The sequence below is a fragment of the Aeromicrobium sp. CF3.5 genome (assembly GCF_051262695.1).
Classification (GTDB): Bacteria; Actinomycetota; Actinomycetes; order Propionibacteriales; family Nocardioidaceae; genus Aeromicrobium.
Window position 1 is genome coordinate 350,493 of record NZ_JBIMEZ010000003.1, and the last position, 13,801, is coordinate 364,293.

The 13,801-nt window shown below is 67.4% G+C and carries 11 protein-coding genes; 8 read left to right on the forward strand and 3 right to left on the reverse strand.

Annotated elements, in window-relative coordinates; all coding sequences use genetic code 11:
• Positions 1-5 precede the first annotated feature (5 nt).
• Genes ACHAA3_RS08565 through ACHAA3_RS08575 form a run of 3 tightly spaced genes read right to left on the reverse strand, consistent with a single transcriptional unit; the run spans position 6 to position 2,967 of the window.
• On the reverse strand, positions 6-830 hold the full coding sequence (locus ACHAA3_RS08565) for a DUF1295 domain-containing protein (RefSeq protein ID WP_435708564.1): 825 nt from the start codon (positions 828-830) through the stop codon (positions 6-8).
• Complete coding sequence (locus ACHAA3_RS08570) at positions 830-1,747, reverse strand: SDR family NAD(P)-dependent oxidoreductase (protein WP_435708565.1); 918 nt, start codon at positions 1,745-1,747, stop codon at positions 830-832. Before ACHAA3_RS08570 ends, ACHAA3_RS08565 begins: the two co-directional genes overlap by 1 nt.
• A complete protein-coding gene (locus ACHAA3_RS08575; protein ID WP_435708566.1) occupies positions 1,744-2,967 on the reverse strand; it encodes an acetyl-CoA C-acyltransferase in 1,224 nt (407 codons plus the stop codon). Before ACHAA3_RS08575 ends, ACHAA3_RS08570 begins: the two co-directional genes overlap by 4 nt.
• A gap of 117 nt (positions 2,968-3,084) precedes the next feature.
• Here ACHAA3_RS08575 and ACHAA3_RS08580 point away from each other — a divergent pair, with 117 nt between their 5' ends.
• From ACHAA3_RS08580 to ACHAA3_RS08615, 8 genes are all read left to right on the forward strand, one after another.
• Positions 3,085-4,317 (forward strand): acetyl-CoA acetyltransferase, encoded by a 1,233-nt coding sequence (locus ACHAA3_RS08580; RefSeq protein WP_435708567.1) that lies wholly within the window; start codon positions 3,085-3,087, stop codon positions 4,315-4,317.
• Between the two features lie 49 nt (positions 4,318-4,366).
• Positions 4,367-5,884, forward strand: a complete 1,518-nt coding sequence (locus ACHAA3_RS08585) for a carotenoid oxygenase family protein (protein WP_435708568.1) — start codon at positions 4,367-4,369, stop codon at positions 5,882-5,884.
• Positions 5,885-5,919: 35 nt separating this feature from the next.
• Positions 5,920-6,894, forward strand: coding sequence for a winged helix-turn-helix transcriptional regulator (locus ACHAA3_RS08590; protein WP_435708569.1), 975 nt, complete (start codon positions 5,920-5,922; stop codon positions 6,892-6,894).
• A complete protein-coding gene (locus ACHAA3_RS08595) occupies positions 6,891-8,450 on the forward strand; it encodes a long-chain-fatty-acid--CoA ligase (protein ID WP_435708570.1) in 1,560 nt (519 codons plus the stop codon). The genes ACHAA3_RS08590 and ACHAA3_RS08595 overlap by 4 nt, the downstream gene beginning before the upstream one ends.
• Positions 8,447-9,178 carry a hypothetical protein gene (locus ACHAA3_RS08600; RefSeq protein ID WP_435708571.1) on the forward strand — a complete coding sequence of 244 codons (732 nt, stop codon included), beginning with the start codon at positions 8,447-8,449 and terminating at the stop codon, positions 9,176-9,178. The genes ACHAA3_RS08595 and ACHAA3_RS08600 overlap by 4 nt, the downstream gene beginning before the upstream one ends.
• Before the next feature lie 471 nt (positions 9,179-9,649).
• Positions 9,650-10,135 (forward strand): toll/interleukin-1 receptor domain-containing protein, encoded by a 486-nt coding sequence (locus ACHAA3_RS08605; RefSeq protein ID WP_435708572.1) that lies wholly within the window; start codon positions 9,650-9,652, stop codon positions 10,133-10,135.
• A gap of 632 nt (positions 10,136-10,767) precedes the next feature.
• Complete coding sequence (locus ACHAA3_RS08610; protein ID WP_435708573.1) at positions 10,768-12,774, forward strand: GNAT family N-acetyltransferase; 2,007 nt, start codon at positions 10,768-10,770, stop codon at positions 12,772-12,774.
• 14 nt (positions 12,775-12,788) lie between these two features.
• On the forward strand, positions 12,789-13,241 hold the full coding sequence (locus ACHAA3_RS08615) for an ASCH domain-containing protein (protein ID WP_435708574.1): 453 nt from the start codon (positions 12,789-12,791) through the stop codon (positions 13,239-13,241).
• Positions 13,242-13,801: the final 560 nt, after the last annotated feature.

Sequence of the window (13,801 nt, forward strand, 5' to 3'; positions counted from 1 at the left end):
TCTCCTCAGACATCGGCGCGCGAGCGCTTGGGTGGCATCGGGAAGAAGCCGCTCGTGCTCGCGACGTAGACGTCGTAGGCCTCGCCGCGGCTGCGCCGCATGCCACGTTCGAGCACGGCCTTGCCGCTGAAGCTGAGCAACAGCTTGGTCATGATGATCGGCGAGACGATCGCGACGACGCCCCACGGAGCGCCGAGCGCGAGCAGGAACAGACCCACCCACACGACGGAGTCGCCGAAGTAGTTGGGGTGACGGGTCCAGCCCCACAGGCCGCGGTCCATGATCTTTCCGGCGTTCGACGGATCGGACTTGAACCGGGCCAGCTGCCAGTCGCCGACAGCCTCGAAGAACAGACCGATCGCCCACAGGACGATGCCGATGGACCCGATCACGCCGATCGAGCGCTCCTGGTACATCGCGAACTGCACCGGAAGCGACACCACGACGATCAGGGCGCCCTGCATGCCGTAGATCCGGCGGACCAGGAAGACGATCAGCGAGCCGGACTTCCGCTGGCGCATCATCGAGGTGTAGCGACGGTCCTCGCCGTGGCCCCGATTGCGGTTGCCGATGTAGAGCCCGAGCCGCAGGCCCCAGATGGCGGTGAGCAGCAGCACGACGAGCCGCCGGGTGTCGTTGCCGTCGCCGCCGATCGACATCAGGTACGACACGATCGCTGCGAGCACGAAGCCCGGACCCCAGAAGATGTCGATGATCGACTGGTTCTTGAGTCGGATGGCGGCCGCCATGATGAGGCCGACGAAGATCACCACAGCGAGGGTCACGGCGAGCAGGTTGAGGGCGAGGTCGCCCCAGGGGATGGCGTTCATCAGGTTCTCTCTGCTGGTGGTGTCAGGTCTGCGGCGAAGTCCAGGAAGGCCTCGTGCGCGTGGTCGTACGTGTGGGAGGTGCCGGACCGGCTGAGGGTCAGCAGGTCGTCGAGAGCGGCGGGCGTCAGCGCGTCGGGCAGTCGGACCGTGGCGTGCTGGACGGAGTCGGCGACCCGAAGTCCCGTGCCTGCGGCCACGATGACCTGCCCGTTGACGTTCGAGGTCGGATCGGCCAGGGCCGTCACGACGGGCGCGACGAGCGCGGCATCCATGGTCGCGGTGTGGCGGGGGTCCATCCCGCCGGCGGTCATCTGGGTCGTGGCGTAGGGCAGCAGCACATTGGTGAGAACTCCTCGGCGCGCGCCCTCGACCGCGGCGGTGCGGCCCAGCGCGATGACGGCGCCCTTGCTCGCGGCATAGGCCGACACGGTCGGCTCGCCGTGCAGGCCGGCGGTCGACGCAACCATGATGATGCGTCCGTGGCCGGCCTCGCGCATCACCCGCATGGCGGCCGAGGTCACCATCGCGGTGCCGATGACGTTGGTGGTCATGACCTGGGCGAAGTTCTCCGCGGTGGTCTTGTGGAACATCTGCGGGTTGTTGATCGCGGCGCTGGTCACCACGATGTCGAGGCGGCCGTAGGTGTCCAGCGCGGTCTGGACCAGGGTCTCGCCGGTGGACGGATCGGCCGCGTCGCCGTGATCGGCCACCGCTCGCCCGCCGGCCGCGACGATCTCGTCGACGACGTGATCGGCGGCGCTGCGGCCGTCCTCGTGCGGGACCCGATTGCGGTTGTTGACCACCACGGCGGCGCCGGCCGCAGCCAGGTCGAGCGCGAAGGCACGCCCCAGTCCCTTGCCGCCGCCGGTGACGATCGCGACCTGGCCGGCGAGAGTCTGGTGGGGGCGTCCGGTCACGAGGAGATCCGCTCGACCAGCACGGCCACCCCGAGTCCGGCCGCACCGCTGACGGCCGCCACGCCGTAGCGGCCATCGCGACGTTCCAGCTCCTCGATGCAGCTGCCGACGAGGATCGCGCCGGTCGCGCCAAAGGCGTGGCCCATCGCCATGGTGCCGCCGTTGGGGTTCATCCGCTCCGGCCCGGCGTCGAGATCGCGGCGGAATCGCAGACAGAGGGCAGAGAACGCCTCGGCGAACTCGAACACGTCGATGTCGGACGGCTGCAGGCCGGCGCGGGCGATGACCTTCTCCACCGCGCTCTGGCCCGCGGTCAGCATGACGACGGGGTTGACCGACGTCGAGGCCGCGCCGAGGATCCGGGCTCGGGGGGCGAGTCCGGATCGCTCGGCGGCCTCGGCGGTGCCGAGGAGCAGGAGAGCCGATGCATCGGCCATGGCCGGCGAGGTGCCGACGGTGTGCAGGTGGTCGATGTGGTCGACACCGCCGTAGGCGTTGAGGGCGATGGCGTCCTGGCCTCCCTCGCCCATCTCGGCGAACGCGGGATCCATCGCCGCCAGGCCCTCCAGCGTCGTGTCGGGACGTACCAGCTCGTCGTGGTCGAGGCCGGCACCACCGTCCTTGCCCGGGACGGCGACGAGTGAACGTCCAAACACCTGGTCGGTGCGCGCCTTCGCTGCCTTGAGCTGGGTCTCGAGGCCGTAGGCGTCGAGCTGCTCGCGGGTGAATCCGTCGAGGGTGGCGTTGAGGTCGGCGGCGATGCCCATGTGCACCGACCCGATCGCGCGGATCGTCTCGGGGTCTCCCCACAGCGGCCCGCGGTCGGTGAACATGGGCACGCGCGAGACGCTCTCGACACCACCGGCCACGGCCAGGTCGAGGTCGCCGGCGCGCATGCGACCCGCCACCTGGCCGACCGCGTCGACGCCAGAGGCACAGAATCGGTTGAGGGTGCCGCCGGGAACGCTGTCGCCCCAGCCCGCCATCAGGGCGGCGGTGCGGGCGATGTTGGAGCCCTGCTCGTCGACCTGTCCGGCACAGCCGAGGATCACGTCGTCGATGGTCTCGACGTCCAGATCGTTGCGCTCGACCAGCGCGTTCTGCAGGTGGACCACGAGGTCGACGGGGGAGTGCGCGGCGAGCGATCCGCGCTTCGACGCCTTGCCCCGCGGGGTGCGGACGTAGTCGAGGACGAAGGCGTCCGGGCGGTCTTGCGACATGGTTCCCCAATCATCGGGAGGAGTCATCTGGTGGAGATACTCTGTTAGTTGTAGTACGTTTGGTGTGACCTACGCAACCCCATCCCCGCGACCCGACCCGACGACGAGGAGAGCGACATGAGCGAGAACATCTGGGTGCTCGGCGGCTACCAGAGCGACTTCGCCCGCAATCTGACCCGCGAGGGCAAGGATTTCGCGGACCTGACGTCCGAGGTCGTCGACCAGACCCTCGAGGCCGCCGGCATCGGCGGTCACGACATCGGCGTGGTGCACGTGGGCAACGCGTTCGGCCAGCTGTTCACCGGCCAGGGCCAGCTCGGTGCCATGCCGGCAACCGTGCGCCCCGACCTGTGGGGCACGCCGTCGTCGCGCCACGAGGCCGCCTGCGCCTCCGGCTCCATCGCCGTCCTCGGTGCGATGGCCGATCTCGGCGCGGGCCACTACGACAGCGCGCTCGTGGTGGGCGTCGAGCTGGAGAAGACCGTCAGCGGCGACCAGGCGGCCGGCCACCTCGGCGCCGCCGCGTGGATCGGGCACGAGGGCCAGGACGCCACCTTCATGTGGCCGCACATGTTCAGCGAGATCGCCGAGGAGTACGACGAGCGCTACGGCATCGACGAGGTGCACCTGCGCGCGATCGCGCAGATCAACTTCAAGAACGCCCGCAACAACCCCAACGCGCAGACCCGCGGCTGGGACGTGCCGGACCTCGTGGCCGGGCTCGGCCGCGACGACGAGACCAACGCGGTCGTCGACGGTCGCATCCGCCGCTTCGACTGCAGCCAGGTCACCGACGGCGGCGCCGGCGTCGTGCTGGTCAACGACACCTTTCTGCGCAACCACCCCGACGCCGTCGCCACCCCCCTGGGCCGCGTACTCGGCTGGGGCCACCGCACCGTGGGGCTCGGGCTGCAGCAGAAGCTGGACCACGACCGTGACAACCCCTACGTGCTGCCGCACCTGCGCGACGCCGTCAACGATGCGTTCGGCCGCGCCGGCGTCACGCTCGAGGCGCTCGACGGACTGGAGACGCACGACTGCTTCACGCCGAGCGAGTACGTGGCGATCGACCACATCGGGCTCACCGGCCCGGGGGAGTCGTGGAAGGCCATCGAGAACGGTGAGATCGAGATGGGCGGCACGCTGCCCATCAATCCCAGCGGCGGCCTGATCGGCGGCGGCCACCCGGTCGGCGCCAGCGGCATCCGCATGCTGCTCGACGCCGCCAAGCAGGTGAGCGGCACCGCCGGCGACTACCAGGTCGAGGGCGCCAAGACCTTCGGCACGCTCAACTTCGGCGGCAGCACCGCCACCACCGTCAGCCTCGTCGTCGGCGCCACCCCCAGCTGATCAGCTCCGCCTCAGACACCATCCCGACCCCGCAGATTAAGGAACCCACATGGACGTCGACGTCGTCGGTCGCCTGCTCTCCACCCTCCCGGAGGACGACGACCACCCGTACCGCACGGGCCCCTGGCAGCCGCAGACCACCGAGTGGAAGGCCGACGACCTCCAGGTCGTCGAGGGTGAGATCCCCACCGACCTCGACGGCGTCTACCTGCGCAACACCGAGAACCCGGTGCACCCGTCGCTGAAGAACTACCACCCGTTCGACGGCGACGGCATGATCCACGTGGTCGGTTTCCGCGACGGCAAGGCGTTCTACCGCAACCGCTTCATCCGCACCGACGGCCTGATGGCCGAGCAGGAGGCCGGGCACGCGCTGTGGGCAGGTCTCGCCGAGCGCCCCTCCAGCGCCCTGCGCGACAAGGGCTGGGGAGCGCGCACCCGCATGAAGGACGCCTCCAGCACCGACGTGCTGGTGCACCGCGGCATGGCGCTGAGCACGTTCTACCAGTGCGGCGACATGTACCGGATCGACCCGATGTCGGCCGAGACCCGCGGCAAGGAGGACTGGAACGGCAAGTTCCCGTTCGAGTGGGGCGTGTCGGCACACCCCAAGGTCGACGACCGCACCGGCGAGATGCTGTTCTTCAACTACAGCAAGGAGGCGCCGTACATGCACTACGGCGTCGTCGACGAGAACAACGACCTGAGCCACTACATCGACGTGCCGCTGCCCGGCCCGCGCCTCCCGCACGACATGGCGTTCACCGAGAACTATGCGATCGTCAACGACTGCCCGCTGTTCTGGGATCCCGAGGCGCTCAAGGCCGACGCCCACATGGCGCGCTTCCACCCCGACATGCCCATGCGCCTCGGCGTCATCCCGCGCAAGGGAAAGACCGAGGACATTCGCTGGTTCGACGCCGAGGCCACCTACGTCCTGCACTGGGTCAACGCCTACGAGGAGGGCGACGAGATCGTCCTCGACGGCTTCTTCCAGGGCGATCCGGAGCCGGCCGACAACGGCATGGGCAACGCCTGGGAGCGCGCGTTCCGGTTCCTCGCGCTCGACCGCATGCAGTCGCGACTGCACCGCTGGCGCCTCAACCTCAAGACCGGCGAGGTCAGGGAGCAGCAGCTCAGCGACTCGATCACCGAGTTCGGCATGATGAACGGCGCCTACGCCGGCGGCGAGTACCGCTACGCGTACGCCGCCACCGGCAAGCCCTCGTGGTTCCTGTTCGACGGCTTGGTCAAGCACGACCTCAAGCTCGGCACGGAGGAGCGCTACTCCTTCGGCGACGGCGTCTACGGCAGCGAGTCGGCCATGGCGCCGCGGATCGGCAGCACCGCCGAGGACGACGGCTACCTGATCACGATCACCACCGACATGAACGATGACGCGTCCTACGCCGTGGTGTTCGACGCGGCGCGGGTCGGTGACGGGCCGGTGTGCAAGCTCAAGCTGCCCGAGCGCGTCTCCAGCGGAACCCACTCCACGTGGGCCGCCGGTGAGGAGCTGCGTCGCTGGCAGACCGCCGACACGGCTGCCGAAGCGGTGGGGCTGTAGTCATCGACGCCTCCGGGGCCATCGACGACGTCGCCGTGGAGCTGCAGACGCAGCCCACGGCGCTCGAGCCCGGCTCGGCCAATGCGGTCGGCCGGATGCTCGGGCTGCTCGGCGACGAGTGGACCCTGCTGATCGTGCAGCAGGCGCTGCAGGGTGTGGGCCGGTTCGGCGAGCTGATGAAGGCGATGCCGATCTCCAACTCGGTGCTGACCAGCCGGCTCAACCTGCTGGTCCGCGAGGGCCTGCTGCGGCGCCACATCTACCAGTCCAACCCGCTGCGCGCGGAGTACCTAGTGACCGATCGCAGCCGCGCGCTGTGGCCGTTCATGCTCTCGATCTGGGAGTGGGAGCGACGCTGGGTTGACGACCACGCCGACCAGCTGCCGGTCATGCATCACGAGGCGTGTGGCCGCGACTTCAGCCCGCTGCTCACCTGCGGCTCGTGCGCCAAGGCGGTCGAGGCCAAGGACGTCGCCGCCGGATGGGGTCCCAGCGGCACGTGGGAGCGGTCCGTGCCCGAGTCCGCCACGCGCCGACGCTCGGACAACGCGGGCGCGCGCTCGAGTGCGGGGCTGTTCCCCGAGACCATGATGGTGTTCGGCAACCGCTGGTCGTCGGCACTGCTGGGTGCGGCTTTCCGGGGCGTCACCCGCTTCTCGGACTTCGAGGCCCACCTCGGTGCGCCGCCCACCGTGGTCGCCGAGCGGCTCAGGGCGTTCTGCGCGCACGACATCCTCGCCGCGACCGCCCACGAGCAGCGGCCCGACTGGGTCGAGTACCGCCTCACCGAGAAGGGCCGGGCGTTCTACCCGGTCATCGCGGCCTCGCTGCAGTGGGCCGACGACTGGTTCCGCGCGCCCGAGGGCCCCGCGCTGGTGCAGCACCACCGCTCCTGTGGCGACCGTTTCGACGCCACCTTCCGCTGCGACCAGTGCCACGAGGCGCTGGCCGGCCACGAGATCACGATCGTCGATCGCGACACCCACCCATCCCGAGAGGACGACCGATGAGCCACCAGAGCCTCGCGGACGTGATCCGCACCAACGCCAGGAAGTTCGCCGATTCGCCGGCCATCGTCGGCGAGGGTCGCCCCACCACGTACGCCGAGCTGGGGGAGCGGTCTGACGCGATCGCCAGCGGGCTGGTGGCCGCGGGTCTCGGGGTCGGCGACCGCGTGGCCTACCTGGCGCGCAACGCCACCGAGTACTGGGAGCTGTTCTTCGCGGCGGCCAAGGCCGGCCTCGTGGTCGTGCCGCTGAACTTCCGGTTGTCGGCCGACGAGATTGCCTGGATTCTCGGCGACGCCGATCCGGCCGCGATCCTCGTCGAGGAGCACCTCACCAGCCACGTGCCGGCCGACTGGGCGGGCCTCAAGCTGGTCTTCGCCCAGGGTCAGGAGCCGCTGGTGACCTCGGGCTGGCAGGCGCTCGAGGAGTGGATCGGCGAGCAGGACGGCGTCGACCCACACCGCGAGCAGAGCGGCGATGCGCTCGCCTCGATGATGTACTCGTCGGGCACCACGGGTCGCCCCAAGGGCGTCACGACCACGGTCGGCGGGTTCCTGTGGGCGGTCGAGGCGTTCGGCGCCCTGTTCGATCCCACGCCCGAGTCGGTCAGCCTGGTGCCGACGCCGTACTACCACATCGCCGCCGGGGGCTGGTCGCTCATCGCGCTGGCCGCGGGCGGCCGCATCGTGCAGTTCACCGAGGTCACGCCGCAGAACATGCTCGGCCTTCTGGTGGGTCACAAGGCCACCCACGTGATCATGGTGCCGACGGTGATGCAGTTGTTCATCACGAGCCCCGAGGCGTCGCAGGCCGATTACTCCAGCGTCGAGCACGTGGTCTACGGCGGTTCGCCGATCTCCGAGACGGTCATGGTCGGCGCGCAGGAGACCTTCGGCGCGCAGCTGTCGCAGAGCTATGGCCTGACCGAGACGGTCGGCGTCACCACGTTCCTGCGGCCCGAGGACCACGTGGTCGGGCCCGACAGCAAGCTGCGCTCGGCCGGTCGTGCCGTGCCCGGGCTGGAGGTCAAGGTCTTCGACCCCGAGAGCGGCGAGGAGATGCCCACCGGCGAGGTCGGCGAGATCGTCACCCGCGGCCCGGGCGTCACCACGGCGTACTGGCGCAACCCCGAGGCCACGGCGGCCGCGTTCTGGCCCGACGGCTGGTTCCGCACCGGCGATGCCGGCTACATGGACGCCGAGGGCTACGTCTTCCTCAAGGACCGCATCAAGGACCTGCTGATGAGCGGCGGCGAGAACATCTACCCCGCCGAGGTCGAGAACGCGATCATGGCGCACCCCGCCGTGCAGGAGGTCGCCGTCATCGGCGTGCCGTCCGAGCGCTGGGGCGAGACGCCGCTGGCGGTGGTGGTGCCCAAGCCGGGCCAGACCATCGACGGCGACGAGCTCATCGCCTTCACCCGCGAGCGGCTGGCGCACTACAAGTGCCCCACCGCCGTGCAGGTGATCGAACAGCTGCCCCGGAACCCGTCCGGGAAGGTCCTCAAGCGCGAGCTGCGTGCTCCGCACTGGGCCACACACGACAGGAGCATCGGATGAGCAATCCCACCGTCACCCATGGAACGTTCCCCATCATTCGCCAGGTCATCATCGGCGCCGGCGACATGGAGACCGCCAGCAAGGAGATGCGCGAGGCGTTCGGCCTGGCCAAGGGCTTCGCCGACCCGCTGCTCGAGGGCATCGGCATGGACGACGAGACGTTCCGTGTCGGCCCCGAGGCCCACCTCGAGCTGGTCGGTGCGCTCACACCGGAGGCCCCCATCGCGAAGTGGTGCGAAAAGGTCGGCGGCGGTGGCGGCTACGGCCTGGCCATCCAGGTGCCAGCGCTCGGCCCATTCCTGGAGCGAGCCGAGTCGATCGGTGCCCGCACCATCGAGGACATCGTCGTCTACGAGCGCCGCATCGTGCAGCTGCACCCCAGCGACCTGGGCATCCTCGTCGAGCTCGACGAGATCCCCCAGGCCGACCAGTGGTTCTGGGACGACATCGAGGCCGAGAAGTCCGAGAACCCGGTCATCGACGACGTCCTCGCCGTCGAGATCAGCCACCCGAATCCTGAGGCCATCGCCCAGAAGTGGTCGACCCTGTTCGACGCCCCGGTCGAGACCGTCGACGGAGTGCTGCAGATCCCGCTCGGCGCACGGACCGTGCGGTTCGTGCAGGGCGACACCAAGATGATGACCGGCTGCGACGTGCAAGTGGCGGATGGCGTGGAGCCTGACAGCCGCGAGTTCACCGTCAGCGGCGTGAGCTTCACACTCATTTGATCGGACGGCGGCGGTAGGTCGCCTGGTTGCGTCCTACCGCCCACTTAGTCGCGGCGTGTGGACAGGGTGCATGAATGCAGGACGCCGCTGGTGCCTGACGCCGGGTGCCATCGGCCGGGTGGGCCAGCGTGGCTGACCCCAGTCACCTCTTTGCCCGATGCAATTGTCATAACTATTGCGTGAGACCTGGAACTGTCGGTCGTCCCGGGTAATGTCGATTACATGGCCTACTGCACCGCACCGTCACGTGGGCACCGCACCGCAAGCGGAGCCGCCGCCTGTCCAGTCCACGGGCGCGGTGGGGGTTACGGCTACGGGTACTCGGCTCCACGACCCTCGACTTCCTGGGCCGACTACAGACCCGCTCGCAGCAGTTCGTCCTCGTCCAGCGGCGGCCGCAGCACTGGTAGTCGTTCCGCTCGCCCCAGTTGGTCGCCGGCCTCTTCGCCTGTTTCGTACACGACTGGAGAGGTGCGCGACCTCACGCCTGTTCGTGGAGCCGTCCTGGCTCGCGTCCAAGCCACCGACGTGTTCTTGTGTCACGCCTGGGCTGACCGCCAGGATGACGCGAAGAATCTCTACGACCTGCTCTTCGGCAACGATGTGTCTGTCTGGTTCAGCGAGGTCAGCTTGAAGCTCGGTACCGACATGCGGGCAGCCATCGACAAGGGGCTCGTCAGCTCCCGCATCGGCATCGTGCTGGTGACGCCCGCAATGCTTGAGCGTCTACGCACTGACCGAAGTGTCGCGGGGGCCGAACTCAGCGCCCTTCTGCGACGAAACCTCCTCGTGCCGGTCCTGCACAACGTCACCTTCGAAGAACTCGACCAGGTCAGTCCCTTGCTCGCCTCACGCGGAGGGCTTAGCACGGCAGAAGACTCCCTTACGGACATCGCAGTGAAGATCACCGAGCTCGTGAGCGAGGAGTCGGAAGAAGACAGCAAGGTATCGAACTAGGCGCGTCATGACGGTGGTCGCGCGGCAGCCTCGACCATCACGGCGTCCACTTCCTGACGGCCCACGTCGCCGGTGTCTGAACGACGCTGACGCCGTTTGCGCCTAGGTTGACGCGCCCGGCCCCAATCGGCAGTTGCCTTGGCAACCCGCTGCTGTCGAGCCCTCTCTGCTGGCCGTGAATCAATCGCTACCAGGCGGCAACGAGCGAGATCACGAAGAGTTTGTTGTCGCTGACACAGCCGGGAAGGTCAGTGGCACCTCGCCATGCTTGGCTTCGGAACTGTATTTGAGCCAGAGGCGGCCGCATCTTCAGCTGACCTCCATCCGATCGCCGTCGCTCGCCAATCGAGTACCGACTCGACAGCTGTGCGAGAGTGCTCGACTGACGCGCCGCCGTAGGGCCGCGCGTGGTTAAGGAGAGAGCGGTTCGGAGCCTTGGCCACGCCTCTACACGACGGTTCCTAACGGCCGGTGTCTTACGGTCCGCCGCGGTCCGGGTGCTCAACGTTGCCTTCTCCGGCACCGGGTCGGGGCAATGTCTGCACATCTGTCGCCGCGAGACAGTACGGTTCATCCGACCAGGCCGGGTTGTACGTCCCTCGCGTCTGACGCTGCTCGTGACCGGAGTTCCTATGACGTTGACGCTCAAGACTGTCGGTGTCGACGACCCAGTTCTCGATGACGTCATCGCGCTAGGGGACACGTACAAGCGGACGCTGGGATTTCTTCCCTGGGGCGGCTTCATTGCTGCCGCCGCACGAGGCGGCATCTTGGCTGCCGTGACCGAGGACGAGCGCGTCGCGGGTTACTGCCTGTACGACCTACCTGGCAACTATGTGCGTGTAACCCACGTGTGTGTGCACGCCGACTTCCGGGGCCAGGACGTGGCCCGCACTCTCGTCCGGGCTGTCTCGGACACGCACCAGGCCCGCTACGGCATGAAGTTGAAGTGCCGTGCTGACTGGCCCGCCGACAAGATGTGGCCGCACCTAGGCTTCATCCAGAGAGCCCAGGTGCCCGGCCGAAGCAAAGAGGGCCACCTACTGACGATTTGGTGGCGGGGCCACGGCCATGCAGATCTGTTCTCACTGCTGCTCGAAGACAACAACGGCTTGCGTGTCGCCGTCGACGCGAACGTTTACTGCGACCTGCATTCCGCAAGGAGGCGAGGAGGAGCTCAACACTCAGTGGCGCTCGCACCGCTAGTCGCTGATCAGCAGATCAAGGTTGTCGTGTGCGGATGCGTACTCGGTGAGTTGTACGCGACAACCGACCCTCAACTGAGGCAGCGTTACCTCACGGCCTTGGACCACCACGAGATTGTGCGAACTGCCGACGCCGACGCCGACGCCATACGAGATGAGCTTCTCAGCACGCTCGATGACCGAGAACTCGAGCGAGACTCCAGTCTTCGCGCGGACGCCCAGTTCATCGCCGAGTCGATTCGGGCAGACGTCGAGGTGATCATCAGCCGCGACGAGAACGCCGTGATCCAGTTCGCAGACTACGTGCACGACACATACGACACGGCCGTGGTCAACCCATCAGAGATCCGGAGCGTTCTGGACGCCACCGAGTCGCCGCAGGACTACCTTCCCGACCAGTTACGCCATACCGGTTACACCACCACCTGGCCTCAACCACACCAGTGGCGATGGGACACCATGCAGGTGTTCCTCGACCGATCCGGCAGCGAAACGAAGAGCGCTTTCACCGAACTGCTGCGCACCACGGCATCCACCGCAGGCCGCGGCTGCGAACGTCACCTGGTCTCTGACGCGGCCAAACAACCACGCGCAGCGTGGAGTACCCGTGTCGATGGGGCAGTCCTTCGCACACCCTTGCTTCGAGTCGCTCCAGGAACTCTCGGCCCCACGGTCGCCAAACTGCTGGTGTTCCATCTACGGCAGGTTGCGGTCGACACCCGCTGCTCAACGATTCGCGTCGACGACCTCCACTGCCCGCGTGACGTTGCTGCCGTGCTCGAAACCGACGGCTTCATCATGGACGACACGGGATGGACCGCTCAGGTTGTCGCTGAATGTGGAAGTTGGGACGAGGTAGGCGACAGCGGGGACCTGCCGCTCGCCACCGCCGACGTTGCAGAAGCCGAGAGAGTGCGATGGCCGGTCCGGCTTCTCGGCGCGGGCATCCCGAACTACCTGATACCCATTCGCGGCACTCGCGCCTCCGATCTGCTCGGCTACCCAGTCACCCTCGACGCCCGCCCCGACTTCCTTGGGTTGTCGCGCGAGCACGTCTATTACAAGGCTGCCGGCGGCGCTCAACTCATGACTCCGGGGCGGATCCTTTGGTTCGCAAGCGTCAACCCCCAAGAGATCATCGGGTGCTCCCGGCTAGTGGAAACGGTCACCGGCGCACCCAACAACCTGCACCGCCGCTTCGCAAGGTTCGGTGTTTACAACGCGGCCGACGTCCGCGGTGCAGCAAGTCGCAGCGGTCTCGTGCAGGTGCTCCGGTTCGCCGACACCGAACTCTTCACGCGGCCGGTCACCCTGGATCATGTCCAGCGGCTCGCTGCGGCACACTCGAAACGTCCGAAGCTCGTACTAGTCTCAGCGCAACGGATCGACGATGAGCTGTTCGCGATGATCTACCGAAAGGGCACAGGACGTTGACCACCTTTGCACGTGTGGAAACGCTTCTGGGGCCTAACATGCACGAGCGCTGCTTGGTCTTGTCCATCAAGCCCAAGTACGTCAACAGGATCCTTGCTGGCACCAAGACTGTGGAGCTCCGCCGCACCGCACCTGATCTCGAACCTGGTGCGCCCGTCCTTCTGTACTCGTCATCACCAGTCAAGGCCGCAGTCGGATACGCCACCCTCCAACGTATCGACACCCTCAGCCCCAGCGGTCTCTGGGCAGAGGTGGCCGCAAATGCCGGGGTGACAAGAGCGGAGTACCGCGACTACTTCCGAGGTGCCGACCGTGCACACGGTCTACAGCTGTTGAACGTCGTCCAGGCGTCAACGGTGGTCCCGTTGGAACGGATGCGACTCCTAGGCGTTGAGCCGCCCCAGAGTTGGCGCTACCTAGGCTCTGACGTGGCGGACACGTTTCTCGATCTCATGCGCGCCGGCTGATCACAACCCAGCACGGCTTATGCCCCCTGCGTAGCGCTGACTGCTCGATCGAACAGCCCCCGGGGTCCCTTCGTCAGGTGGATAGGAATCATCTGAGGCTGTACAAGAAGACCTAGATGGGGTTCCGGTGTGCGACGCGCGAAGGACCTGATTCGGGCCGGTCGCGATGCCCGGAAGTAGCGGCCGTCCCCTAGCGGATCGAGCGCGAGCGCGAAGTCGCCGTCCATCTCGTCTACGGTCGCAATCCACCCTGCAGCGGGATCTCCCGACAAGAAGAAATCAGTTGCTGTCGAACGTGTTGAACGGATCCCCAGCCGCGCTTGAACCTGCTCGACCAACTTCGACTCAGCGCTCGAGTCGACGGAGCCCACATGCTCCCAGCCCACGCCGGCGTCTGACTGGCTCGGTGAGAGGGGCGCGTCGGGGTCTCGGTTTACCCAAACAAGGAGTTTCATGGTCGGCAATCTAACTTACGCACGGCAGATCTGACCGGGATAGGGGGAGTTGCAGGGTGAGTCGGCAATTCTCCCGAGATTCTGAACGGTCGTGTCATTCCACCG